Genomic DNA, 24,211 nt, shown 5'->3' on the forward strand with positions numbered 1-24,211 from the left:
ATTTACATTTGCAAACCAATTAAAACGGTGGTTGTAGCTCAGTTGGTTAGAGCGCCTGATTGTGGTTCAGGAGGTCGTCGGTTCGAGACCGATCTTCCACCCAAAATTACCAAGCCTTTCTTATTAAGAAGGGCTTTTTTTGTGGTTTGAAGTTTATAACTACCTTTAGATTAGAAATGTTAGAGGACTATCCAAACTCATTCAATCACTTGGTAGATGGTTACGGGTTCGCTTTTATTTTTTAGGGAAATGCTTCCTATTTTTTCACAGATAAAAGACTCTTTTACTTTTTCGTAGCAATCTTCGCTGATGATGATTTGGTTTTCTTTGGCAATATCCTGTAATCTGGCTGCAGTGTTTACAGCATCTCCAATAACGGTATAGTCCAGACGTTTTAAACTGGCCGATCCAATATTCCCTGAAATCACTTCGCCACTTTTAATTCCTATGGATACTTTGGGTGTAAAGGTCAGATCGTTGCTCATCTGTGGTAGACTGTTGATTTTATTTCTTACCGCCAAAGCAGCATCTATAGCGCGGTCTAAATGATATTCTCCTCTAAAAACAGCCATTATAGCATCCCCAATGAATTTATCGATATAGCCATTTTGTGCCATAATTTCTTTTACCATCTCATCAAAATAGGCGTTTATTAGTGACACTACCGTGTTGGCTTTTGCATTTTCACTGATGGCTGTAAAGCCACAGATATCAATAAAAATGGTAGTGGCTTCAATGGTTTCGTTATCCATTATGGTGACTTCAAATTCACGGCTGTTCATAAAGTTGAGGACACTTTCATCTACGTACATTTTCAAGATGTTGTTTTCTTTGACTGCTTGTATGGTTTGTTTAATGTAGCGGGCATGGTCAAGGGTTTTCTCCATGGTTAGTGTGAGATCTTCGAAGTTGATAGGCTTGGTGACAAAGTCAAATGCACCGCGATTCATGGCGGTACGTATGTTTTCCATATCTCCATAAGCTGAAACGATTACAGCTTTAAGAAGAGGTTTTTGTTCGCTTAATTTTGAAAGTAGGGTAAGGCCATCCATTTCAGGCATGTTGATGTCGCTGAGCACAATGTCCAAATCAGGTAAATTGCCAATTTTTTCAAGGGCATCGTTGCCGTTTTGGGCAAAGTAAAATTCATATTCCTTTTGCCTAATTTGCTTTCTGAATTTTTGCTTTATCAGAACCTCTAAATCCGGTTCGTCATCTACTACCAATATTTTTGACATAACTAATTAGGTTTAAATCCATAACTTTTAATTGGTTGTTCCACAGTCGATATCATGATATTATTTTCATAATGTTCCTTCTACTTAATGAAGATCTTCCCTTTTTTGGTTGTTATACCTCTTACTTTTGGTTTGTATCTTCATTATTGATAGGTAATAAAATGGTGAACATTGTTCCCTTGTCTAGATCCTTTTCTGATACATTGTTAATGTTTATCGGTTTACCGTCACTGGTTTTAACAGTTAAGGTGCCACCATGGGTTTTAATGATATCATATGATAATGATAATCCCAATCCAGTTCCTTGACCACTGGGTTTTGTGGTGAAAAAGGGCTGGAAAATTTTGTCCACCACCTCTGATGGGATGCCATGGCCATTATCGATGATATTGATTTCAATTTGGTCGCCCACTTGTTTTGTAGACATAGTAACCATTGGTTTGTAGTCGGGTGGGGCTGTTTTTTTCTTTTCATTGACGGCATAGAATGCATTGTTGATAAGGTTTAATAATACCCGACCAATATCTTGGGGAGCGACCATGATTTTTGGGATTGAGTCATCCAAATCCATATGCATGCCAGCCACAAAGGACTTGTCGCGAGCCCTAAGGCCATGATATGAAAGACGCATGTATTCATCTGCCAATTTGTTAATGTCTGTCAATTCTTTGTCCGAACTACTATTACGACTATGCTGTAGCATGCCTTTTACAATGGCATCAGCCCTTGTGCCATGGTGCCTAATTTTTTCTTCATTGGCAGCGATGTCTCTCATGAGTTCTTCTTCTAGTTCAAGGTCTCTTTCGCTTTCCGGTTTTTGTCTCTCGGCTTGAAGTTCTTCTATAAGTTCGGTGTTGATTTCTGAAAAATTATTGACAAAATTGAGAGGGTTTTGTATCTCGTGGGCAATACCCGCGGTTAACTCTCCTAGGCTTGCCATTTTTTCGGATTGGATAAGTTGGGTTTGGGTGGCTTCAAGGTCGTGAAGGCTTTTCTCCAATTGGGAAGTGCGGTGTTTTACGCGCTCTTCTAGGATACGGTTTTCTTTTTTTAACCATTGAGAACGGTAGTTACTAATGCTGTAGAGGATCAAAGCAAACAGGGTTACATAAGCCAAATAGGCCCACCAGGTTTTCCACCATGGAGGAATAATGCTGAAACTTAATTCTACTGGCTTACTCCATACATTGTTATAGCCCTTCGCAATGACTTTAAAAGTGTAATCCCCAGGGGGGAGATCTCTGTAATTTTCACTTTTTGCTTCGGTGATGATATTGCTCCAGTTTTTGTCAATGCCCTCTAAAAAATAGCGATAGACCACTGAGTTTGGATTGGAATAGGCCAATGCATTAAAATTAAAACTGATGTAATTTTGATTATGGGGCAGTTGTAATTCTGAAGGTAAATTATAAGGCCCTTCAATATCGTTGTATTCAATATTGGGATCTAAAGTGCTGGAGGAGCTATTGCTATTTAAGGAACTACTGTGGTCCAAGGGTGTCGGTAAACCTTGTTTCTCACTGTCAATACTGGGAAGGGCGGTTTTAAAGTTAATGGGGGTGTCATAAAGATTGATTCCAGAGATATAAGCTTTTAAAGCAGTGGTATCCGACTTTATGTCATCGATGATGGATAGGATTTCATTTTCAATGCCTATCCATAACCTTCCCTTATCATCAATCATGGAACTTCCCAAAGCCACATCCAAAAATTGTAAACCTTGTTCCTCTGCTATAGTGGTGACCTGCCATTGTTCATTTAAAGAGTCGTCCCTTTCTATTTTTTCTAAAATGTTGATTCCTCTTAAAGTTCCAATATAGACTTTGTTGTTTTGACTATTAATGTCATAAACATCATTGGATACCAATCCTTGTTCTTTTTGGAATATTTTAACTGAGCCGTTGCTAGGATTAAAGAGATAAACACCTCGGTCAGAGGAAATCCAAAGTTCATTTTTCTCTGTTAAATGAAGATAATTAAGGTTATCTGTTAAAAATCCGTTTTCAGTGGTGAAGTGTTCAATTGTATGGTTTTGAGGGGCAATGCGGTAAATGCCATTTTCAGATGTGGAGGCCCAAATGTTGTTATTTGCATCTTTACTTAAAGAATAAATAATGGTTCCGCTTCCAACCGTATCTAATTGAATTTTTTTAGCTTCATTTAGTTTGTTATTTAAAATGGTTATATATCCATCATTACTTCCTAACCAGTAATTACCATTTTTGTCTTCAATTTTAGATCTGTATGCACCTTCTAATCCTTGATCTTTAGTTAAATATTGAATGGATTGTTTTTGAGGGTCTATGATAGTAACGCCTGTAGGGTTGACGGCTGTAGACCAAATTCGATTTTGGGAATCTTTATACATATAGGGATTCCTCTTTTGTAATAAATTGTTTTTGACTCCTAATTGTTTTATTGACTTTGTATTTGGATTGTAAATATCTATTCCATCTGTAGAGCCTATCCAAATGCTTTTGTCATTGAGCATGATGTTGCTCCAGATGCTATCATTTGACAAACCATCCTCGGAAGTAAAATTGCCAGCTCTTCCTTCATTTATGTTTATTTTGTATAAAGTTTCGTCTTGAAATTTTGTCGTGGTCCAAATATTACCTTGGTAATCCTCCTTTAGAGGACTGATAAATTTGTTTTTTCTAGAATTATTCAAATTAAATTTTTCAATAGTTTGCTTGGAAGGATTATATTTTAAAATGCTTCCCAGATCAGTTCCTAACCAAATATTTTTATGTTTATCTTCATATATAGAAGTGGTACCTGCATAGTTTGTTATAAATTTTCCGAGAGGTAGTCTATTGTAGGTAGCATTTTTCTTGTCTATAAAGGCAGCACCATCAAGTCCTCCTAACCATATATTACCCTTGGAGTCTTCTTCGATTGATACGATTTGATTTCTGGAGCTATCTTTTTCTTTTTCAAAAACTAAGGATTTATTTTTACCATTTTTTAAATCAAGAATGTTTACACCATTAAAAGAAGATAGCCATATGTAGCCTTCATTGTCTATTAAAGGAGAGATGTAAATTGGAGGGGTGGATTTGAGTAGTCCTTCTTTTGGAGTAATGTTTTTGATTGTTTTCCTTTCTAGATTTATTATATGATAGCCTTTTTCAATATCTGGATACCAAATGTTACCTTGTTTATCTTCATCAAAACTATATCCAGCATTTAAAGGGAGATCACTAATGATTTTAGAGGCCAATTTCTGGGAGGGGTCTATAACCCACAAACCATTTTGATATTGAATCCAAATGCGCTCTTTTGAATCTATAAATTGGCAAAACGATTGAGATAAATCCAGACCTTGGTCAGTTCCATAAATCTCAAATTTATGGGAATCATATCGAGCTATCCCAATTTGGGTTCCAATCCACAAAAAACCATTGTTGTCTTTTATGATATTGTTTGGGGAGCCATTTAATCCAAATGCTTGACCTCCCGTTTGAATCCCTCTAGAGGTGCCGCTTATATTTGCTAAAGGTCCTGCCTCGATGATATCAGGCTCCCCTAATGTTATGGTTTCTAATTCAAAGGTGAATGTGGGGAGGGAATCCAAATTGAAAAAGGTAGAGGGGAGTTCATTTAAATCTAAGTGTTCAGACTCTATTTGCCCCTCAATATTGGTAATGTCATCTATAACAAAGGGTTTGGAAGGGATGCTCTCTAGGTTTAATTGTTTTGTAGGTAAAGGGGCCAGTTTAATGGTGGGGATGGAATCCCAATTGATGGTGTCCTTTTTGGGAAAGGTTATTTTTTTCTCTATCGGGGGAAGGTATTCCATGTCCCATTTTGGTAATGGAGGGGCAGGAACCTTTTGTTGGCATGAAAAGAGCATCAAGCTTATGGTCACGCAATAGAATCCGATTAGGAATGTTGGTTTTTGCTTATACATGGTCAGCTGTTCTAGATATTGAATGTTATAACATTTGATGGATTTCTTTTCTTAGGGATTCAAAGTCGATTGGTTTTGTAAAGAATTCCTTGGCACCCGATTGTATGGCTCTATTGAAATTGTCACTGTCGCCGTAGGCTGAAATCATGCTTACGGTGATGTTTGGGAATTGTGATTTAATTTTGTCCAATAATTCCAAGCCAGTCATTCCCGGCATGTTGATATCGGAAAACACATAAACCACTTTGGGAGGGTTTTCTCTTTCCAATATCTCCAAGGCTTCAGAACCAGAAAAGGCGAATAACAATTCTAGATTTTGGTTTCTTACTTCTTTTCTGAATTTTTGACGAAACAAGGTTTCAATATCTCTTTCGTCATCTACAATCAATACTTCCATAAGGCTGTTATTTGTTGGCTACATATTCATATACAGGATAAGTGGCATCTGCTTTTCCCTACTTTTTAGGCAGTGAATAGAAATGTTTTTTATGGTTGTGATGTTTGGGGCTTAAGCTTGAATAGCTTTTGTTCTTAGGGAACAGTCGGTTTTATTTTGGGAGGAATTGGGGATTATGATGAAATGCTTATTTCGTAAAAAACGAAATTTCTTCAGTAAGTCTTACTAAATACGATGTAAAGACTTCATATCTAATATACAATAAAAATGATAATGAAGTGAGGCTAAGTGAAATAAGTTGGAGTTGTGATGCTTCTTTGTGAGTAAAAGGAAGGGAGAATACGCTTCTCAAAAGGAAGGGAACCAAATTTTAATTGTGTTCAATTATTCTTGGTTCCCTTGATAATAGGATATATAGACAAGTAAAGTTTTTAATAAACTCCACGGATAAACTCATGTACGTTTGCTTTGTAAAATTCAGCAAGGGTTGTGTGTAGTTCTTTTGATAACGGAGGTAGTTCAGATACCAAGGCATTGGCTTGTGCCTGATTTGGAGAACTGGCTCCTGGAATGATTGTAGATACGGCTTTATGATCTAAAATCCATCTCAAAGCTAACTGTGCCATGGTCATGCCTTCTGGTGCTAAAGGCTTTAGGGCATCAGCCAATTCCACACCTTTTTCAAACGGTAATCCGGCAAAGGTTTCACCTACATTAAAGGCATTACCATCCTTATTGTAGTTTCTATGGTCTTCTTTTTCAAAAGTGGTGGTTTTAGTGAATTTACCAGCCAGCAAACCACTTGCTAAAGGTAAACGGACAATAATGCCCACCTCTTTGGCTTCGGCTTGGGGCAATAATTCATTCACCAATTTTTGTCTGAAAATATTAAAAATAACCTGCAAGGATTGCAGGCCCTCTTGCTCTAGACACAACAGTCCTTCTTCAACCGACTCAACACTGGCTCCAAAGGTTTTGATGAGTCCTTCGTTTTTAAAATCACGTAACCAATCAAATACATCTCCCTTTTGCATTTCGGCAGTTGGGATGCAGTGCAGTTGTAGCAAATCCAAAGCATCTACGCCTAAACGTTGTAAGGAATTCTCGATGGCCTTTCGCATGGCATCTTTGGTGTAGGAAGAAGGATAGATATCACCACCACGGCCAAATTTAGTAGCCACTTTAATGTCTTTATCCGTTTGTTTTAAAAATTCCCCAATAAAGCTTTCACTTTGGCCATTGCCGTAGACATCGGCAGTATCAAAAAAAGTAATGCCATTTTGTACAGCAGTGTTTAAAATATCCAATGCCTTATCTGTAGAAAATTGCTTTCCCCAATCGGCACCAATTTGCCAAGTTCCCAAGCCTATTTCGCTGATTTCAAATCCGTTTTTTCCTAAGTGTCTTGTTTTCATTGTAATTGTTTTAAGGCTGTAATGCTTCAAAATTACGTGCTTTTTTTGGACGGCCAAAGGGTATGGTATCTTGACTTTGGAAAAGATTCATTTGATAGTGTAAATATCTCCATAATATATTTTTAACATTGCTGTGAGTTTTTTGTCATAAAACAGTTTCAAAAGTAATCTTATGGTAATCTTTCCTTAATAAGACCCTTAAAAGAGCAATCTATTTTTGCGGCAAAACAAAATAACAAAAATTAGTATGAAAAAATCAACGGGCCTTGTATTAGGGGTTTTGGCCATCTCCAATGTATTTACTTCATGTAGTGATGATGATGCGTCTAACGGAACACCGTCCCAAGTAGACAAAACATTTACAATTGCCGTGATTCCGGATACACAAAACATGACCGATTTCACGCACCAAACGAGTTACCAAAACAATGAAGGGGTGAATTTCCCTATTGATGCCTATACTCAGTTTTATGATATGATGCAATATGTAAGCAATAATGCGGTGACCCAAGGAGGAGAGATTGCCTTTTTGACTTCGGTTGGGGATATTTGGCAACACCAAACAGAAATTGTAGATGCTGAGCACGAAGCAAGAGGCTTTTCGCACGATCCTTATTCCTTGATTTCCTATTCGGGAGAGGTGTTCCCAACAGAGGAAACCCTGAATTTTGAAATGCCTTTGGCAAGAGAAGGATATGAAATGGTGGCTCAAACAGGGATTCCTTTTGGAGTTGCTCCAGGAAACCATGATTCGGATGCCATGTGGTCTGAAGCGTCTTTTGAATCGGATCCAAGTTTAGTAGACCAGATAGGAACTTTAGGAGTGATTCCAGAAATCTTGGGAATGTTGCACATTGGAGGATGGGATAATTTCAATGCTGTATTTGGAGAAAACTCTGATTTTTTTAAGAATAAACCATGGTATGTGTCTAGTTTTAATGGAGGGGCCAATTCTGCTCAAACTTTCGAAGGGGCAGGGTATACGTTTTTGAATATTAGTCTTGAAATGCAGCCTAGTGATGACGTGCTTGCTTGGGCACAATCTGTTATTGATACACACCCAGGACTTCCAACGATTATTACCACCCATGATTTCTTGGATGCCAATGGAGAGCGTTTGCCTAACCCAATTGTGGATTTGCCTAGAATTGATCCAGAGTATCACAATTCGGCAGAAGATGTATTCCAAACCTTGGTAATGCCAAACGATCAAATATTTTTAATTCTGTCTGGACATCACCATGGAAAAGCCATGCGCGTAGACCAAAACAATAGTGGACATGCCGTGATTCAGGTGTTGGCCGATTATCAGGATAGAGGGCAATCTGTTTTGGATGCTGACCCTACGTTCTTGACTTCACATGGGACACCTTATGGAATTGGTGACGGATGGTTGCGTTTAATGAATTTTAACTTTGAGGACGAAACGCCTTTCATTGAAGTGAAAACGTATTCTAGCCATTATCAAAAGTTTTCAGATGATGTGGCAACTTATTCTGAATGGTATAAAGCTAGTGAAAATCCAGAAGTAAGTGATAGTGAATTCCATGCTTTGGATAGTTATACAATTGAACTTTCAGATTTTAAAAACAGATTTAGCGTGAACTAAATTTATAAGATTTGATGTTATAAAAAAGCCTCCCATATTGGGAGGCTTTTTTTATTCGTGTCTTCTCTTTTATTGGACAGCCTTATCAGCTACAATACGTTGCTCTTGGTTGACCAATTGCCATGCGGTGTAGAAAACCAAACGTGTTCTTGTCTCCAATAAATCGTAGGCTATTTTGTCTGGCGTATCTGTTGGTTTATGATAATCGGCATGAGAACCGTTGAAATAAAAAATAGCCGGAACGTTATGTTTGGCGAAGTTGTAATGATCTGATCTGTAGTAGAAACGGTTAGGGTCGTTTTCTGCGTTATAGGTGTAATCAATTTCAATTTTGGTGTATTTTTCATTGGTAGCTTCTGAGATTTGGTGCAATTCCGTACTTAAACGATCAGACCCAATCAAGTACACATAATTTGGGCTATCTGTATGCTTATCATCTACACGGCCAATCATGTCAATATTAAGATCGGCAATGGTGTTTTCCAAAGGGAATACAGGATTGAAATCGGTATAATATTTGGAGCCCAATAGGCCTTTTTCTTCACCAGTAACATGTAAAAACAAAATGGAGCGTTTTGGTCCTTTTCCTTCTTTCAAGGCCGTTTTAAAGGCTTCGGCAATTTCCAAAAGTGCTACCGTTCCTGAACCGTCATCATCGGCACCGTTGTAAATTTGTCCTTCCTTAATGCCTTCATGGTCTAAGTGAGAGGAGATTACCAAGATTTCTTCGGGTTTTTCAGATCCTTTAATAAAGGCTAGTACATTCTCGGAATTGATACTGTTTGAGTTTGTAGTAATACCTATTTTTAAAGGAATTTCAATGGTCTTGGATGCGTTATGGGTAAGAATATTTGGGTACAAATTTTGAGCTGTTACCGTGTTGATAATAAAGTGAGGGATGTCACTACCATCTCCTTGAACGGCCATGGCTCCATGACTACTTTTCTCTGTTTTCTTTTGGTAGTAGGAGGAAACGCGATCATAGGATGTGTCATCCATAAAGAGTACTGCTTTGGCTCCTTTGGCAATGGCTACGTCTCTTTTTAAATTTCTAGCCCCTCTACCAGAAGACCATATGGTGGCTTTGTCTGTTCCTGTAGTTATAAAAGTACCGTCATCATTTTGAGGTTCGCCAGCTTTTATTAGTACAACCTTATCCTTAACATCAATGTTGGTATAGCTGGAGTACTTTTCTGTTTCAATACCGTAAGCCACATAAACGATAGATTGCACGTCTATTTGTTGCGTTGAAGGGGCGCCTAAGGAGGTATAATCCACATATGGGGTCAAGGTTTTGTTGCTTATGGCCAGACTGGTTTGAGGTATTCCTTTTAACTCTAAAGGAACATTTTGAAAGTAGGTGTCCCCCAAAGGAGAAGGCACTTCCATGTTTCGATATTGATCAGCCAAAAATGCAACAGCTTTTTTCTGTCCTTCGGTTCCGGTTTCCCTTCCCTGAAATTCGTCGGAAGCATAGGTATATAGTAATTCCTTAAGTTCTTCCGAGGTTATTGTATTGGCATAAACCGTAGGGTCGGTGGTGGTAGGGGTAAGGTTAAAGTGTTCGTTTTTTTTGGAACTGCTACAGCTAGCAACTACCAAAACAAGGCAGCAAAGGGCGATAAGGTTTTTCATTAAGCACAAAATTTAAAGCTATACTGAATTAAAATTAGAAAAATTATCCTGCGAATGTAATAATTCTGTTAATCAGAGTGGTTTTAAATAAATGGCTTTAACAAAGTTTTATTTGTCGTCACGGGAAAGTTTATGCTTGGAGTTGGCCAAATACCACGCTGTGGTAAAGATTAATTGGGTGCGCTTGGCCAATAGCGGGTAGTTGAGTTTTTCAGCGGTATCCGTGGGTTTATGGTAGTCTTCGTGTTCGCCGTTAAAATAAAAAATGACAGGAATACCGGCTAAGGCAAAGTTATATTGATCGGATCTGGAAAAGTATTGATTGGTGTCGTTTTTGTGATTCAATCGATAATCCAATTCCAATTGTGTAAAAGTAGTATTGGCAGCTTCCGAAATATAGTATAACTCAGTACTCAATCTATCTGCTCCAATGACATACACATAATTGGGGGTATGTAGATGGATATCATCAACCCTACCTATCATATCAATATTAAGGTTGGCAATGGTTTTTTTTAGGGGAAGGATGGGGTGTTCTACATAGAATTTAGACCCTACAAGACCCTCTTCTTCTCCAGTAAGATGAAGAAACAGAATACTCCGTTTAGGGCCATTACCATTTTTTTTTGCTTCATTAAAAGCTTGGGCCATTTCCATAAGTGCAGCAGTTCCAGAAGCATTGTCGTCGGCACCATTGTAGATTTGTCCATTTTCCATGCCTTCATGATCCAGGTGGGCGGTAATGATAATGGTTTCCTTGGGGTGCCTGCTACCTTTAATAAAGGCCAAAACATTTTGAGAATTGTTCAAACTATCCACGAAAAATGATTTAGGTACCGATTGAAAATAGTTTTGGTCGCCTAAGGGAGACGGAATGCCCTGGGCCTGATAATAATTTTTTAGGTAGTTGGCCGCCTCTTTTAACCCGGGTTCTCCCGTTTTTCTTCCTTGGTATTGGTCTGAGGACAGTTCGTAAACATAGTCCATTAACTCTTGGGAAGTAATGGTACTGGCATATTGTTCTATGGTCTGGCGGTCTTCAAAAACAATACTGTCTTTAAGATCCTGAATGCGCTCACTATACTTTTTTGTGGCGCAAGACCCAACAATGGAAAGAACAGAAGTGAAAATGAAAAGCTTCATTGTACTGTGTTAATTGTCAGTCAAATAAAGCGAAAAAAAAAGGAATACCGAAGCATTCCTTAAAGTTTGTGGGAAGTGAATTATTCAAATTCGAGATCTTCAACCTCTTCAATGTCAATTTCTTCAGTATCCAGCTCGATATCTTCTATTTCTAAATCTTCCGCATCAATATCCAGTTCTTCCAAAATTTCCTTAGAATTTTCTTCCGATTCTTTGGCGCGTTCCTGCAATTCTTCGGTATTGCCCAGCTCTACGGCATTGAATACGGATTTGTAGGTGGAAATACCCAAAGTGATAATTGTTAGCAGAAAAATATACTGCACCACTTTTTTGGATTTGTTTTGTTTTTTGGAAACAAAAAAGATGGAAAGCCCTAATAAAAAGGCTAATACGGCAGGTATGAATGCAAGGTTTGATAGAGGCGTCAAGGCTAAAATGACGGCCAAAAGACTGGTGGTGAACCCTAAAATAATTAATAGTTTTCTCATGCTCCTAGTTTTTAAGGCCTGTGGCCGATTTAATTTTTAATTCACCATTACCAACCGCAATCTTAAATTTAGCATATACCGGAATTTTATTGGCATCGGCGGTTAACCATAGTAAGTTGTCGTTGGTGCCTTTGAGGACATCACTGTTATTAATTGAAATGGCCAGTTTATAGCAGCTTTTTTGCCCGATATTGGTGGCTATTGTTTCGGTCCCTAAATATTTGAAATTAACAATGTTTTCTTTGTTGTCAAAAAGTACCTTGAACGATTTTGTTGCACCGCTGGTAAGGCCGGCAAGATCCAAGGTGCGCAATTTGTAAAGTGTACTTACCAAATCCCTTGTAGTGTTGCTTATGGACACGGAGGTGTTTTCTTCATTAAAACCTCCGCCTTTCTTTTTCTTCTTTTTAAGACTTTTTACGGTATGGCTTTTATGGCTGTATTTGTACTGCATAAACTTGTAATAGCCACCTTCATCTATTTCTCTTTTGTATAGATATGGCGTTAAGGTTTTTGGGCTTACGTAGCTTTCGTAAAGATCTCTAATCTTAAAGAAATTGTCCCATTTGCTATAGGTGGCAGCTGTACATTTAAGTCGTAGCAAGGTTGCTTTGGATGTGTTTACAGCACTCGTTTCCATCTTTACTTGAGCCAGTTCTGTTAGGATTCCTGACATGTTATAAGAGGCTGAAAAAATAAGTGTCTCACCGGCGCCTACAGCATTGTTTTGCGCAAGAGAAAATAGGGAAGCCAAAAGTGAAAAGGCTAGTGTTAAGCAAATTTTGTTCATAGGGCTTTGTTTAAGCTATAAATGGTTTTAACATTTATTATGCCAAATGTATTATTAAGTTTTTAATATGAAAAAGTATTTTTTAAGACCTATGGGATAATTTAAGGTGTGAACTTAAAAAAGGAGGTTTATAGCGCTAAAATAATTCCTTTTATGGTTAGTTTCCTTTATTTTTGGAGGGCCAACATTATTTTATGCCATGATTACCACTATTGCATTTTTGCTACTTTTAGCTTTTGGTGTTTATGCCCTTTCCAAGTTGAAGCGCAAACCGGCCGCCCCCTTTCCAAAACATTGGCATAAACTACTTATTGAGCACGTGGAATTTTATGAAGGGCTGCCACCAAAAGAACAACAACGTTTCCAGAAGCGAATGATGGAATTTCTAAGTGAAGTGTATTTGGAAGGTGTACAAGTAGAACTTGAAGAATTGGATAAAATACTTATAGCCGCCAGTGCCGTGATTCCCGTTTTTGGTTTTCCAGAGTGGCATTATACCAATTTAAGTGGAGTGTTGCTTTATCCCGATAACTTTAATGAAGATTTTGAGTTTGAAGATAAAAAGGGCAATCGTATAATTGCTGGAGTGGTAGGGACGGGCAGGTTGGAAAAACAAATGATCCTTTCCAAAAAGGCCTTGCGTCATGGATTTTCAAAAAGTTCATCCAAAACCAATACAGGTATCCATGAGTTTGTGCACCTAATTGATAAAATGGACGGAGTTACGGACGGCGTCCCAGAACGATTGATACAGCATGCTTATGTGATTCCTTGGTTGAAGATGATTCACAAGGAAATGGAAGCCATTAATAGCAATAAATCGGATATTCGAAATTATGGAGGTACCAATGAAGCTGAGTTTTTTGCGGTAGCGTCGGAATATTTTTTTGAAAATCCAGAGCGCATGAAAAAAAAGCATGCGGAACTTTATAAGATGATGGAGAGTTGCTTTTACAGAGCAGCAATGAAGGCCGATTAGTGAAGTGCTTAGCCGTGGTGATCTCTTAATTTTCCATTAATCGTATCTATTTTTATTACATATACCACAGGAACCTCCCCCTTGTAGATTTTGCTGGAAAATTCACTGATAAAATCTACGTCTTTGTGTTCTTTTCTTAAAATGAGTTCCTTAACACCAAGTGAAAAACTGTGTAATTGGGCTTTGGCATAACTGCCTTTAAGTTCTTCAAACTTGCCGTGCACGAGTATGGATTTCCATTGGTTTACAGAGGTGACTTCGTCCACCTGTAAGGCCACATCACTATTTTTGCGCATGGCCATTATTTTATGGCCTTCCCCGGAGTAGGCCAAGATCCAATGGTTCGAGGCATCATAAAAATATGTAATGGGAGCTATAAAGGGTTGGTGGTAATACAAGTACGCCAAATGACCAATGTAGTTCCTTTCAAGAACCATATAACATTCCTTTTGAGTTAAAGACTTGATCATGGCTGTACTGTTAAAATGCTGTTAATGAGTGAAATTACTCATTTTTTTGGAGATAAAACATGATAATTGTCATTAAACCTTGTTTTGAATGCTATTGTGAATAGTTTTCATGGAGTGTTTAGGTGGTTTTGAAGAGTCAAGGATGAGAAAGCATGTTTTTAGAGTCTAAATGTCAGATTTTTAATTGGTTAATACTGATTTTAATCATGGTTTAAATGCGTTATTTTTCTTAAATTTAAGGAAATATACTTAAAGGGCTTGGCCATGAAATACAATGTATTAATACCGACAGATTTTTCTGATAATGCTTGGAATGCGGCGGTCTATGCAATGAAGTTGATGGCTAAGGAAGAATGTACATTTTATTTTTTGAATGCCATGAATGCCAAGATTTCGGCAATGTCCAACATGTCTAAAAAATTCAATGAAGTCTTGAGTGAAAACGCATTCAAGGAATTACGAAGCTTAAAGGCAATGGCCGAAGCGGCGCAACATGAAAGTAAACACGAATTTGAAATTGTTTTCAGTTCGGAAAATATCAATGGAGCCATTAATGCCTGTATCAAAAAATATAATATTAATTTGGTGGTAATGGGGACCAAAGGCGCTACGGGGGCCAAAGAAATCTTTTTTGGTAGCAATACTGTGAGCATGATCTTTAGGATGTCCTTATGCCCAATGATGGTTATCCCCGAGGATTATCATTTTAAAACTCCTAGGCAAATAGCTTTTCCCACCAACTACATGAGACCCTATCGTGCTGAAGATTTAAAACCTCTCTTTACTATGGTTGAAATGTTTGGTATAAGGATTAGGGTGGTGCATATACAACAGAAAAGTAGATTGAGTGCTGAACAAAGAAATAATTATACGCTGTTAAAGGAGCTTTTGGCCAATTATGATCATAGTTTTCATTCTATGCCCAATTACACAAGTAAAACCAATGAAATTTTTGATTTTGTGGAAGAATTGGATATTGACATGCTGGTAATGATTAATTACAGGCACAGTATTTTGCAACGGTTTACTAGAGAGCCCGTGATAAAAAATATAGGGTATCGGCCTGCGGTTCCCTTTATGGTCATTCCAGGTTAAAACCTAAAAGGATTTTACTCTTCTAAAGAAATAGATTTATAATTTTTAAACCTAGGAGTCATGAGAAAGAAAATATTACTACCAACAGACTTCTCAAAAAATGCTTGGCAAGCAATGAACTATGCCATTGAACTATACCAAAACGATCATTGCGATTTTTATGTACTCAACGTGTTTACGGCCACCAGTAATATACTGGAAAGCTTATTAAATATGGAGCCTGGAAGTGAGCTCTATGAAACGGCTAAATCCAATTCCGAAGATGGTTTGGCAGAGGTAATGGATAAATTAACGTTTAAGTATGACCACAATCCTAAGCACCATTTTGAAAGTATATCCACATTTAATAATCCTATTGAGGCTATCAAGGAGGTGGTAGAGCGCAAGGATATTGATATGATTGTAATGGGAACCAAAGGGGAAACGGGATCGGAGCATGTGGCCTATGGAAGTACAGCGGTATATGTCATGGAAAAGGTGCGTAACTGCCCGGTAATAGTAGTGCCTGAGGCTAGTAAAGTAGCATTGCCTAAGGAGATCGTTTTTCCAACAAGTTTTAAAACGCATTACAAAAAGCGGGAGTTGGCGTATCTCATAGAACTAGCACAAAACACTGGAGCTACTATTGCCATATTGTATGTGTCTGAGGATGACAATTTGGACGGGAATCAAATTGAACAAAAGGAAATGTTGGAAGAGCAATTGGAAGATGTGCCTTGCCAACACCATACTTTGCATTATCAGGCAGTGGAGCCAGCCGTAAATATGTTTGTGGAAAGTAGAGATAGTGATATGGTGGCATTTATTAACAAAAAACATTCATTTTTTGGAAGTATTCTAAGTAATCCAATGGTGAAAAACATAGGATTCCATTCTAGGGTACCAATTTTGGTCATGCATGATTTAAGAAATTAAGTGGCTGTTTAAGAAAATAACGAATGGTTAATCAAAATTGGGATATCACTAAATCATCGGGAGAGCGGGTTAGCTTCTCCATCCCAAAATTAAAGGCTTCATTAAGGCGTGTAGGGGCAAGTGATGTGGTTATCAATCAAATTATTGATAAGGTTAGAGATGAGCTTTATCAAGGTATTTCTACCAAGGAAATCTATAATAGAGCCTTTGCCTTGCTTAAGAAGAAGAGTAGATATTTGGCCTCCAAGTACAAGCTGAAAAGAGCAATTTATGAATTGGGGCCAACAGGGTATCCTTTTGAACAGTTTGTGGCTGCAATTTTAAATTATTCGGGCTATAACACTGAGGTAGGCCAAATTTTACAGGGGCAATGTGTGCCTCACGAAATTGATGTAATTGCCCATAAAAATTCCGAAACAACCATAGTGGAGTGCAAGTTCCATAGTGAACAAGGACAAAATTGTAATGTCAAAATACCATTGTACATACATTCCAGGTACCAAGATGTCAAGACGCATTGGAATTCTAATGCGAATAATCATTCCATACTTACCGATGGGTGGTTGGTTACCAATACCCGATTCACAAAGGATGCTTTGCAATATGGGAAATGTTGTGGATTGTATTTGCTTAGTTGGGATTATCCCGAAGGTAATGGATTGAGGGATAGAATCGATCGTTTGGGGTTATACCCTATTACAGTTTCTACATTGCTTACCAATAGGGAAAAACAATTTTTATTGAGCAGGGATGTCGTGTTGTGTCGCGACCTAATGGGAGATGCCTTTTATTTGGATCATTTAGGGGTTTCTGAAACCCGAAAGGAACGCATTTTAAAAGAAATAGAACAATTGTGTAATCTACCTCATGACTGATATGAAAAATTACGCTACCATCCATTTTTTAGGAGCATCAGGAGTTGTGACGGGTTCCAAATTTTTTATCGAAACTTCGGAAATGAATATTTTGGTGGACTGTGGTATGTTTCAGGGGCTAAAAGAGTTGCGGGAACATAATTGGCAAGATTTGCCCATTGATGTAAAGAAAATTGACGTGGTTCTTTTAACTCATGGGCATTTGGACCATGTAGGCTACCTACCAAGATTGGTGCAAAAGGGGTTTTCGGGGAAAGTGATAGGGACGGCTCCAACCTTGGCTATTGCAGAAATTATTTTAAAAGATAGTGCCAAGATTCATGAGGAGGAGGCCGAAAAAGCGAATAAAGAACAGTATTCGAAGCACCATCCGGCCTTACCGTTTTATACAGAAAGGGACGTTGAAAAAACTTTGCAATTGTTTCAGGTAGGAATCCAAGATACTTGGTTGAACCTTTCAGAACATATTACTTACAGGTTTCGTTATAACGGACACATAATTGGTGCTACTTTTATTGAGTTGGATATCAATGGAAAACGCTTTGTGTTTTCTGGTGATGTGGGGCGATGGGATGATTATTTGCTCAACGATCCCAAAACCCCGGAATGGGCTGATTATTTATTTGTGGAAAGCACCTATGGGAATAAATTGCATCCGCAAGAAGATGTTGAGGAAGTGATTTCGCAATTGGTTTTGGATACACTGCAACAGCAAGGCAACCTTATTATTCCCAGTTTTGCCGTTGAGCGTTTGCAAACCTTGGTTTATATTCTTTGGAAACTTTATAAAGCAAACAGAATACCCAATATCCCTATATTTATTGATAGTCCCATGGGTACTAATGTGTTATCTGTTTTTAAGCGCTTTCCTAAATGGCACAAATTGTCCATGCAGGAATATCAGGCCATGTGTGAGCATATAAACATTGTGGAATCATTTGGAGAGACTTGGGAAACCATAGATGATCCAAGGCCAAAAATTGTTATTGCGGGCAGCGGAATGGTTACTGGCGGAAGAGTGCTTACCTATCTACAGCAGTATATAGATGTGCCCAATACAACGGTATTGTTGGTAGGCTATCAAGCAGAAGGGACTCGTGGAAGACTGTTAAAGGATGGCGCTCATGAAATTAAATTCTATGGAAAATACTATACAGTAAGGGCTTCAATAAAGTGTATTGAAAGTCTTTCGGCACATGCAGATCAAGACGATTTGCTGCATTGGCTTAGAACTATTAAAAACATTCCTGAAAAGGTATATTTGGTCCATGGAGAGCTACCTGCTTTAGATGCATTCAGACTGAAAATAGCGGACGAGTTTGGTTGGAAAACAACAATTCCAAAATTGTTCGATACGGATAAAGTAATGTTATGATTTTTAAAATATAATAACACCTTTTTTAGTATTTATATTTGTGGAAATCAGCTTGTTAATTTTGTGTTAGCTGATATTTATCATTTTATTTTTTCTTCAATATCCTTACATTGTTGTTGGTAAGTTTAACCATTAAAATTAAGGTCATGTCACTTATTAAATTTAACAATCGAAACCGATTACTCCCTTTTTGGGATAATGAGGGTTTAAAATCGCTGTTGGGCTCTGATGCGTTTTTCAACAACGATTTATTTGACGAGGACAATTCAATGCCTGCCATGAATGTTACCGAACATGATAAGGACTTTGAAATTGAATTTGCAGCTCCTGGGTTCTCTAAAAAGGACTTTGAAGTGACTATGGATGATAATGTGCTACGTGTTTGCGGTAAAAAGGAAAATGAAGTGGAGGAAGAAGAAGAACACGGTTATAAGCGCAGAGAATTTAACTATAATTACTTTGAACGCTCTTTGAAATTACCAAAATCTGTGGCTACAGAACAAGATGTTAAAGCAAAATACAAAGATGGTATTTTAAAGTTGCACCTTCTTAAAAAGGAGAATGCCAACGAGCCTTTAAAAAAAGTTATTGAGGTTAATTGATAGTTGAAAAGGCAGAGGGTAGATTAATACAGACTTTCTGCCTTTTTTTACTTTTAAAGAGATTTGAGTTATCTGTAGAAGTCTCTTAGACTAAGTGATAGTGTTTCCGAAATGTTGACCAAGTACCTTCCTGTTTTTGTATTGCTTTCCTTGCTTGCAGAAGTTTTGGGAACAATTGGAGGCTTTGGATCTTCTGTGTACTTTGTACCAATAGCCAACTTTTTCTTTGATTTTCAATCAGTTTTAGGGCTTACAGCCTTATACCATCTGGCAAGCAATACCAGTAAAATTGTTTTGTTCAAAAAAGGATTTGATAAAAAGCTGGTTTTAACATTGGGTATTCCTGCGGTTATTTTTGTGTCTGTAGGAGCATATTTTAGTAAATATTTTAATCCTAAGGTATTAACGTATGTGTTGGGAGCATTTTTAATGCTCATGAGTTTAATTTTTTTAATATTCAGTAAACTTCGCGTTATTCCCAATGCTCCAAATGCCATTGTAGGTGGCTCGCTGTCTGGATTAAGTGCGGGACTTTTGGGAACTGGAGGTGCCATAAGGGGGATTACCATGGCTGCTTTTAAAATGGATAAGGATAAATTTATTGCTACTTCAGCGGTGATAGATTTGGCGGTAGATTTTAGTCGTACCATTGTTTATTATCTCAATGGGTATATGCGCAAGGAGTTGATGTATCTTGTTCCTATTTTAATTTTGGTGAGTATTGTAGGGACTTGGATTGGCAAAAAAATACTAGAGCGGGTATCTCAAGATCAGTTTCGAAATTTTGTATTAGTTCTCATCTTTCTTATTGGTATCGTTAGTATTGTTACCAATAAATAGTTATCATTTTAATGACCATGAAAAATCAATAAAGGTAATATTAGGTTGTTACTTATTCTTGAGGTCGAGGAGGTAGAAAGGTAACGTTCAAAGAAGCGTTCCTTATGAGTTATAAGGGTTACCAAATCTATGGGTTGGGTTTGGATATAGCTATGTGCAGCAAAATATACAGGTACGTTGTTTATGGTATGGTATTGATAGTTGATGTTATGGTTGAGTGTTTTTAAAATATTTTGATCCTCCAATTGCTTTTGTGTTTCTTCTCGGGAACCGTTGGCCTCAACTCTCAGCACATGAAGTGTCTTGCTATAATTGGTTACAAAGGGTATTATGCCATCTGTAAAAGCAGTGTCTTTTAAAGAAGTCTCGCCATCCAAAGGTAGCACTAAGTTGTTGGGAGGACGAAAGGCAAAACCTTCAGGAATGACCAAAGTGGTACAATTAACTTTTCTAATAACATTGATGGTGTTGCTTCCAAAGATGATTTCTTTAGCTCCAGTTGCTCCATTTGTGCCCATTATTACAATATCGATAGCTTTGGAGTTGATTACTTGTTGAATGGAATTGGTTAGGATGTCGAAATCAACCATATATTCTATACGGCCTTTAGGAAGATTAAATTCTCCTTGCAGAGTATCAACTAGGGTAGCAAGTTTCTTTTTGGCTGGTTCTATTAGGGATTGATATAAGGGTTTGGGGCCAGAAGCCATTAAGTCGTCAGTAGTGTAGGCCGAGGCACTTTTAACATGCAGCAGATAGTAATTTACGTCTCTATTCCTGAACAAATTCAACGCGTAGTGAATGGCATTGATGGAGTTTTGCGAAAAGTCTGTTAGCAGCAATATGGTTTTCATCACATTTTTTTATTAGGCTTCCTATAAAGGTACCCAAGAATTGTGACAATATCCATGACTTTCCTCATAAATACGGAGGATACTTGGTTTTCAAATGTTTCATACCTAGTATTTTGTAGATATTGTAAATAACCTAGCAAAGCAGCGGATGCTCTAGAAAGCCATTTGTTTGTTGGGTTGTTGTGAGAGATAACTGATTAATGTCATTGTGTAACGAAACTATTTGTCTTAAATTTAGGGTTCAAAAATTGACGTACATCAACACTACAATAATGAAATACCAGATATTATTACCAACTGATTTCTCTGATAATGCGTGGAATGCCACGATTTACGCTCTCAAATTGTTTTCTCAAGAAGAGTGTACTTTCTATTTATTGCATTCTAAAAATGAAAAGGTGTCTGCAATGGCCAATATGTCTAAAAAATATAATGATGTTTTAAGAGCTAACAACTTGCAGGAGCTTACCAAGTTAAAGGAGACTGTTGAGGCTACAAACAGTAATCCCAACCATTCTTTTGAAGTCATTTTAAGTGCGGGAGGCTTGGGCGAGTCTATAGAGGCCTATGTTAAAAAATATGATATCAATTTGATTGTCATGGGGACCAAGGGAGCAAGTGGAGCTAAAGGCTTCTTGTTTGGTAGTAATACGGTGGGGATTATAGGGAGAATCAAGAAATGTCCAATTTTGGCCATTCCGGAAAAAAGTGAATTTGAAGCACCAAAACAAATTGCATTTCCAACAGACTATAATAGATTTTACAGCCCAAGCGAAATGGGGCCAATCAAACGGGTTGCGGAATTGTTCAATTCCAAAATAAATGTGGTGCATATCAATACAGAAGAGGGGCTTAATGAAATTCAAAGCTATAACGTAAAAGCTATTAAGGAATATCTACAAGATTTTGATCATGACTTTCATTGGATGCCTCATTATGCGAAAAAGGCAACAGAAATTAATGATTTTGTTGAAGAACACAATATAGATATGTTGGCAATGGTTAGCTACCAACATAGTTTCTACGAAAGTTTAACAAGAGAACCTGTGATTAAAAAGATAGGCAGCCAGTTAAAAGTGCCATTTTTAATTATACCAGAAAGTAAGCATTAGGAGCTTTAAAACATAACCGCATCTATATTGCCGTAGAAGCTATTATATATAAGATGTTTACGAAGAAAGCAAGCCCTTTTTTACGGGAGCACAAGATATAAGGTAATATTAACGTTTACTTTGTGATGTCTTGTTGTAAAAGCTTTAATTTTAAGGTGTTAATCATTAATGAGATGTTATGGATACCCTTAAAAAACTTCAGGACGAATTATCAGAGGAATATCATATTACCAAAAAGTTTTTCAGATTGTACCCTGATAATAAGAACGACTATGCTCCTCATGAAAAGAGTATGAAAATGGGGCATTTAAGCACCCATATTTCAGAAATATTTGGATGGCCAGAAGTCATTTTGACAACTAGTGAGCTGGATTTTATGAAGGCAGAGCCTCCTAAAGCATTAGAAAACGCGAATGATTTAGAGCAGGCGCTTGATGAGAAGTTTGAAAACAATAAGGCATCATTTGAAGGTGCCAGTGAAACCGATTTGAGTAGCCCATGGGCATTGAAGATGAATGGGCAAACCGTTGCAGAATGGTCCAAATATGGGGCCATACGGCATGCACTCAATCAAATAACCCATCATAGGGCTCAATTGGGAGTATATTACCGTTTGTTGGGGATTCCGGTTCCAGGTAGTTACGGGCCTTCTGCAGATGAGCAAAATTTTTAAAAATAGAAGCCTATGTTTGCTGTAATATATTCATTTAAAGTAAAAGAAGGTTTGGAAGCTACCTTTCAAAATGCTTGGCGAGAACTTACGGAACTTGTACATCAATATGAAGGAGGTTTAGGGTCGCGACTGCATAAAAAGAATGAGTCACTTTATATTGCTTATGCTCAGTGGCCCGATTATGAGTCCTGGCAAAAGGCAGGAAAGAATCTCCCTGAGAGTTCCAATAAGATTAGAAAGATATTGAGGGATTCCTGCGAGCAATTTGAAACCCTGTACGAGCTGGATGTGGTGGAGGATTTGCTTAAAGAAGAGGCCTATTCAGAATAAAAGTTTAGAAAAGCGCTCACTGTAAAGTGGGCGCTTTTGGGTTATAAACTAAGCATGTGTCAAAATCCCTTGGTAACCTAAGTTACTGACAACCCCTTTTTTCAAATGTATTTTTGTCCCAACATTTAAGAATACATTATGAAGCATCGATTATATATTTTTGTAACAACGCTATTAGGCCTGCAGTTTTTAGGGAATGCCCAAAACCAAGTGCCAATTGCTAAATCGGAGGTTTTGAATGCTGTGGTTGAATCCAACCATAGCCTAAAAATTTCCGAAGAACAGTTCAATGCCGCAAGGGCAGATTTTAGGCAGACCAATGCTGTCTTTTTGCCAAACATTACGGCATCGCATACAGGGATTTCTACAACTAATCCCTTAATGGCCTTTGGTTCTAAATTGAACCAAGAAATAGTAACGGCCGCCGATTTCAATCCTGATCTTTTAAACGATCCACAGCAAATTCAAAATTTCGCTACCAAGTTCGAGATTCAACAACCCTTGATCAATGTGGATGGCTTTTACCAACGTAAGGCTGCTAAATCCAAAATGGAAGCCACAGCACTACAAAGTGTGCGTACCAAAGACTATCTCACGTTTGAAGTGGATAAAGCCTATATGCAATTGCAATTGGCTTATAAAGGCGTAGAGGTGTTGGAACAGGCTTTGGAAGCTGCTTTGGCCAACAAGCAATTGGCAGACAATAGTTACACTCAGGGCTACTTGCAAAAATCGGATGTATTGGCTGTTGAGGTTCGTGTAACCGAAGTGAGAAACCAATTGCAAACGGCCAAGAGCCAAGTGCAAAACGCTTCAAACTACATCTCTTTTTTAATGAATACAAGTCAAGATGTGGTGTACCTTCCAACAGATACGCTTGAAGCTAATATGTTTACGGAAGAGAATGCCTTAATGATTTCCAAAGAACGTTCAGATATCAAGGCGATGGAGTTGGCAAGCAATGCCTATGAAACCCAATACAAGGCCGATAAAATGACCTTTTTACCACGTCTTAATGCTTTTGGAAGTTATGAGTTGTATGACGATCAAATTTTCCATGCTGATGCCAGTGGGTATCTGTTTGGGGCCTCTTTGAGCTGGAACATTTTGGAGGGAACCAAACGTTTTGGAAAAGCCCAAAAGAGTAGAGCCGAGTTTGAAACTTCCAAACTTCAGTATGAACAATATGTTTCACAAAGCCAAATGGAACTTAACAAAGCCAAGCGGATGTTGAATGATGCCAAAAACAGATTGCAACTGTCCAAACTGGCTTTGGATCAATCGGAAGAATCTTTGCGCATCAGAACCAATCGTTTTGAGGAAGGATTGGAGAAAACCACCGATTTGTTGATGTCTGAGACACTATACGCCCAAAAGCAATTGGAATATTACCAAACTATTTTTGAATATAACTATGCACAGGCTTATGTGCAGTTTCTAACCAAATAAATTACTAAGCAAGA

The 24,211-nt window shown here is 37.8% G+C and carries 22 protein-coding genes and 1 tRNA gene; 13 read left to right on the forward strand and 10 right to left on the reverse strand.

Features of this window, described 5'->3' with window-relative positions:
* The first annotated feature begins 26 nt into the window (after positions 1-26).
* Positions 27-102: transfer RNA gene (locus tag RBH95_RS07200), tRNA-His, on the forward strand.
* Between the two features lie 95 nt (positions 103-197).
* On the opposite strand, the gene RBH95_RS07205 is transcribed toward RBH95_RS07200, so the two are convergent.
* The 4 genes from RBH95_RS07205 to RBH95_RS07220 all read right to left on the reverse strand — a co-directional run bounded on the left by RBH95_RS07205 (position 198) and on the right by RBH95_RS07220 (position 6,963).
* On the reverse strand, positions 198-1,238 hold the full coding sequence (locus RBH95_RS07205; RefSeq protein ID WP_307902006.1) for a response regulator: 1,041 nt from the start codon (positions 1,236-1,238) through the stop codon (positions 198-200).
* A gap of 121 nt (positions 1,239-1,359) precedes the next feature.
* Positions 1,360-5,151 carry an ATP-binding protein gene (locus tag RBH95_RS07210; protein ID WP_307902007.1) on the reverse strand — a complete coding sequence of 1,264 codons (3,792 nt, stop codon included), beginning with the start codon at positions 5,149-5,151 and terminating at the stop codon, positions 1,360-1,362.
* A 25-nt stretch (positions 5,152-5,176) separates the two neighbouring features.
* Positions 5,177-5,548: a response regulator gene (locus tag RBH95_RS07215; RefSeq protein WP_307902008.1), complete on the reverse strand. Its 372-nt coding sequence runs from the start codon at positions 5,546-5,548 to the stop codon at positions 5,177-5,179.
* A 431-nt stretch (positions 5,549-5,979) separates the two neighbouring features.
* On the reverse strand, positions 5,980-6,963 hold the full coding sequence (locus tag RBH95_RS07220; protein WP_307902009.1) for an aldo/keto reductase: 984 nt from the start codon (positions 6,961-6,963) through the stop codon (positions 5,980-5,982).
* Between the two features lie 247 nt (positions 6,964-7,210).
* Between RBH95_RS07220 and RBH95_RS07225 the strand changes: the two genes are divergently transcribed.
* Complete coding sequence (locus RBH95_RS07225; protein WP_307902010.1) at positions 7,211-8,572, forward strand: hypothetical protein; 1,362 nt, start codon at positions 7,211-7,213, stop codon at positions 8,570-8,572.
* Between the two features lie 69 nt (positions 8,573-8,641).
* On the opposite strand, the gene RBH95_RS07230 is transcribed toward RBH95_RS07225, so the two are convergent.
* The 4 genes from RBH95_RS07230 to RBH95_RS07245 form a co-directional block, all read right to left on the reverse strand.
* Positions 8,642-10,207, reverse strand: a complete 1,566-nt coding sequence (locus RBH95_RS07230; protein WP_307902011.1) for a M28 family peptidase — start codon at positions 10,205-10,207, stop codon at positions 8,642-8,644.
* Positions 10,208-10,315: 108 nt separating this feature from the next.
* Positions 10,316-11,350, reverse strand: a complete 1,035-nt coding sequence (locus RBH95_RS07235) for a M28 family metallopeptidase (protein ID WP_307902012.1) — start codon at positions 11,348-11,350, stop codon at positions 10,316-10,318.
* 80 nt (positions 11,351-11,430) lie between these two features.
* Entirely contained in the window at positions 11,431-11,838 is a 408-nt protein-coding gene (locus tag RBH95_RS07240) for an FUSC family protein (RefSeq protein WP_307902013.1), read from the reverse strand.
* 4 nt (positions 11,839-11,842) lie between these two features.
* Positions 11,843-12,628, reverse strand: a complete 786-nt coding sequence (locus RBH95_RS07245) for a DUF3108 domain-containing protein (RefSeq protein ID WP_307902014.1) — start codon at positions 12,626-12,628, stop codon at positions 11,843-11,845.
* A gap of 199 nt (positions 12,629-12,827) precedes the next feature.
* On the opposite strand from RBH95_RS07245, the gene RBH95_RS07250 reads away from it, so the two are divergent.
* Positions 12,828-13,607, forward strand: a complete 780-nt coding sequence (locus tag RBH95_RS07250; RefSeq protein WP_307902015.1) for a zinc-dependent peptidase — start codon at positions 12,828-12,830, stop codon at positions 13,605-13,607.
* Positions 13,608-13,615: 8 nt separating this feature from the next.
* On the opposite strand, the gene RBH95_RS07255 is transcribed toward RBH95_RS07250, so the two are convergent.
* Positions 13,616-14,077, reverse strand: coding sequence for a pyridoxamine 5'-phosphate oxidase family protein (locus RBH95_RS07255; protein WP_307902016.1), 462 nt, complete (start codon positions 14,075-14,077; stop codon positions 13,616-13,618).
* Positions 14,078-14,341: 264 nt separating this feature from the next.
* Here RBH95_RS07255 and RBH95_RS07260 point away from each other — a divergent pair, with 264 nt between their 5' ends.
* The 6 genes from RBH95_RS07260 to RBH95_RS07285 all read left to right on the forward strand — a co-directional run bounded on the left by RBH95_RS07260 (position 14,342) and on the right by RBH95_RS07285 (position 19,779).
* On the forward strand, positions 14,342-15,172 hold the full coding sequence (locus tag RBH95_RS07260) for a universal stress protein (protein ID WP_307902017.1): 831 nt from the start codon (positions 14,342-14,344) through the stop codon (positions 15,170-15,172).
* A gap of 60 nt (positions 15,173-15,232) precedes the next feature.
* On the forward strand, positions 15,233-16,087 hold the full coding sequence (locus tag RBH95_RS07265; RefSeq protein ID WP_307902018.1) for a universal stress protein: 855 nt from the start codon (positions 15,233-15,235) through the stop codon (positions 16,085-16,087).
* Positions 16,088-16,110: 23 nt separating this feature from the next.
* A complete protein-coding gene (locus tag RBH95_RS07270; protein WP_307902019.1) occupies positions 16,111-16,962 on the forward strand; it encodes an ATP cone domain-containing protein in 852 nt (283 codons plus the stop codon).
* A 1-nt stretch (position 16,963) separates the two neighbouring features.
* Positions 16,964-18,337, forward strand: a complete 1,374-nt coding sequence (locus RBH95_RS07275) for an MBL fold metallo-hydrolase RNA specificity domain-containing protein (protein WP_307902020.1) — start codon at positions 16,964-16,966, stop codon at positions 18,335-18,337.
* A 146-nt stretch (positions 18,338-18,483) separates the two neighbouring features.
* A complete protein-coding gene (locus RBH95_RS07280; RefSeq protein ID WP_307902021.1) occupies positions 18,484-18,939 on the forward strand; it encodes an Hsp20/alpha crystallin family protein in 456 nt (151 codons plus the stop codon).
* Between the two features lie 111 nt (positions 18,940-19,050).
* Entirely contained in the window at positions 19,051-19,779 is a 729-nt protein-coding gene (locus RBH95_RS07285; protein WP_307902022.1) for a sulfite exporter TauE/SafE family protein, read from the forward strand.
* 8 nt (positions 19,780-19,787) lie between these two features.
* On the opposite strand, the gene RBH95_RS07290 is transcribed toward RBH95_RS07285, so the two are convergent.
* On the reverse strand, positions 19,788-20,633 hold the full coding sequence (locus RBH95_RS07290; RefSeq protein WP_307902023.1) for a universal stress protein: 846 nt from the start codon (positions 20,631-20,633) through the stop codon (positions 19,788-19,790).
* A gap of 272 nt (positions 20,634-20,905) precedes the next feature.
* Here RBH95_RS07290 and RBH95_RS07295 point away from each other — a divergent pair, with 272 nt between their 5' ends.
* The 4 genes from RBH95_RS07295 to RBH95_RS07310 all read left to right on the forward strand — a co-directional run bounded on the left by RBH95_RS07295 (position 20,906) and on the right by RBH95_RS07310 (position 24,197).
* A complete protein-coding gene (locus tag RBH95_RS07295) occupies positions 20,906-21,745 on the forward strand; it encodes a universal stress protein (RefSeq protein WP_307902024.1) in 840 nt (279 codons plus the stop codon).
* 178 nt (positions 21,746-21,923) lie between these two features.
* On the forward strand, positions 21,924-22,418 hold the full coding sequence (locus RBH95_RS07300) for a DinB family protein (protein ID WP_307902025.1): 495 nt from the start codon (positions 21,924-21,926) through the stop codon (positions 22,416-22,418).
* Positions 22,419-22,430: 12 nt separating this feature from the next.
* Positions 22,431-22,748, forward strand: coding sequence for an antibiotic biosynthesis monooxygenase (locus tag RBH95_RS07305; protein WP_307902026.1), 318 nt, complete (start codon positions 22,431-22,433; stop codon positions 22,746-22,748).
* Between the two features lie 138 nt (positions 22,749-22,886).
* Positions 22,887-24,197, forward strand: coding sequence for a TolC family protein (locus RBH95_RS07310; protein WP_307902027.1), 1,311 nt, complete (start codon positions 22,887-22,889; stop codon positions 24,195-24,197).
* Positions 24,198-24,211: the final 14 nt, after the last annotated feature.

This window comes from Mangrovimonas sp. YM274, from assembly GCF_030908385.1.
Classification (GTDB): Bacteria; Bacteroidota; Bacteroidia; order Flavobacteriales; family Flavobacteriaceae; genus Mangrovimonas_A.

Coding starts and splice junctions, on each gene's coding strand:
- RBH95_RS07235 (WP_307902012.1), bottom strand. CDS start 11,350: ATGAAGCTTTTCATTTTCACTTCTGTTCTTTCCATTGTTGGGTCTTGC.
- RBH95_RS07260 (WP_307902017.1), top strand. CDS start 14,342: ATGAAATACAATGTATTAATACCGACAGATTTTTCTGATAATGCTTGG.
- RBH95_RS07270 (WP_307902019.1), top strand. CDS start 16,111: ATGGTTAATCAAAATTGGGATATCACTAAATCATCGGGAGAGCGGGTT.
- RBH95_RS07255 (WP_307902016.1), bottom strand. CDS start 14,077: ATGATCAAGTCTTTAACTCAAAAGGAATGTTATATGGTTCTTGAAAGG.
- RBH95_RS07295 (WP_307902024.1), top strand. CDS start 20,906: ATGAAATACCAGATATTATTACCAACTGATTTCTCTGATAATGCGTGG.
- RBH95_RS07225 (WP_307902010.1), top strand. CDS start 7,211: ATGAAAAAATCAACGGGCCTTGTATTAGGGGTTTTGGCCATCTCCAAT.
- RBH95_RS07300 (WP_307902025.1), top strand. CDS start 21,924: ATGGATACCCTTAAAAAACTTCAGGACGAATTATCAGAGGAATATCAT.
- RBH95_RS07210 (WP_307902007.1), bottom strand. CDS start 5,151: ATGTATAAGCAAAAACCAACATTCCTAATCGGATTCTATTGCGTGACC.
- RBH95_RS07220 (WP_307902009.1), bottom strand. CDS start 6,963: ATGAAAACAAGACACTTAGGAAAAAACGGATTTGAAATCAGCGAAATA.
- RBH95_RS07265 (WP_307902018.1), top strand. CDS start 15,233: ATGAGAAAGAAAATATTACTACCAACAGACTTCTCAAAAAATGCTTGG.
- RBH95_RS07240 (WP_307902013.1), bottom strand. CDS start 11,838: ATGAGAAAACTATTAATTATTTTAGGGTTCACCACCAGTCTTTTGGCC.
- RBH95_RS07250 (WP_307902015.1), top strand. CDS start 12,828: ATGATTACCACTATTGCATTTTTGCTACTTTTAGCTTTTGGTGTTTAT.
- RBH95_RS07215 (WP_307902008.1), bottom strand. CDS start 5,548: ATGGAAGTATTGATTGTAGATGACGAAAGAGATATTGAAACCTTGTTT.
- RBH95_RS07205 (WP_307902006.1), bottom strand. CDS start 1,238: ATGTCAAAAATATTGGTAGTAGATGACGAACCGGATTTAGAGGTTCTG.
- RBH95_RS07285 (WP_307902022.1), top strand. CDS start 19,051: ATGTTGACCAAGTACCTTCCTGTTTTTGTATTGCTTTCCTTGCTTGCA.
- RBH95_RS07275 (WP_307902020.1), top strand. CDS start 16,964: ATGAAAAATTACGCTACCATCCATTTTTTAGGAGCATCAGGAGTTGTG.
- RBH95_RS07310 (WP_307902027.1), top strand. CDS start 22,887: ATGAAGCATCGATTATATATTTTTGTAACAACGCTATTAGGCCTGCAG.
- RBH95_RS07230 (WP_307902011.1), bottom strand. CDS start 10,207: ATGAAAAACCTTATCGCCCTTTGCTGCCTTGTTTTGGTAGTTGCTAGC.
- RBH95_RS07280 (WP_307902021.1), top strand. CDS start 18,484: ATGTCACTTATTAAATTTAACAATCGAAACCGATTACTCCCTTTTTGG.
- RBH95_RS07305 (WP_307902026.1), top strand. CDS start 22,431: ATGTTTGCTGTAATATATTCATTTAAAGTAAAAGAAGGTTTGGAAGCT.
- RBH95_RS07290 (WP_307902023.1), bottom strand. CDS start 20,633: ATGAAAACCATATTGCTGCTAACAGACTTTTCGCAAAACTCCATCAAT.
- RBH95_RS07245 (WP_307902014.1), bottom strand. CDS start 12,628: ATGAACAAAATTTGCTTAACACTAGCCTTTTCACTTTTGGCTTCCCTA.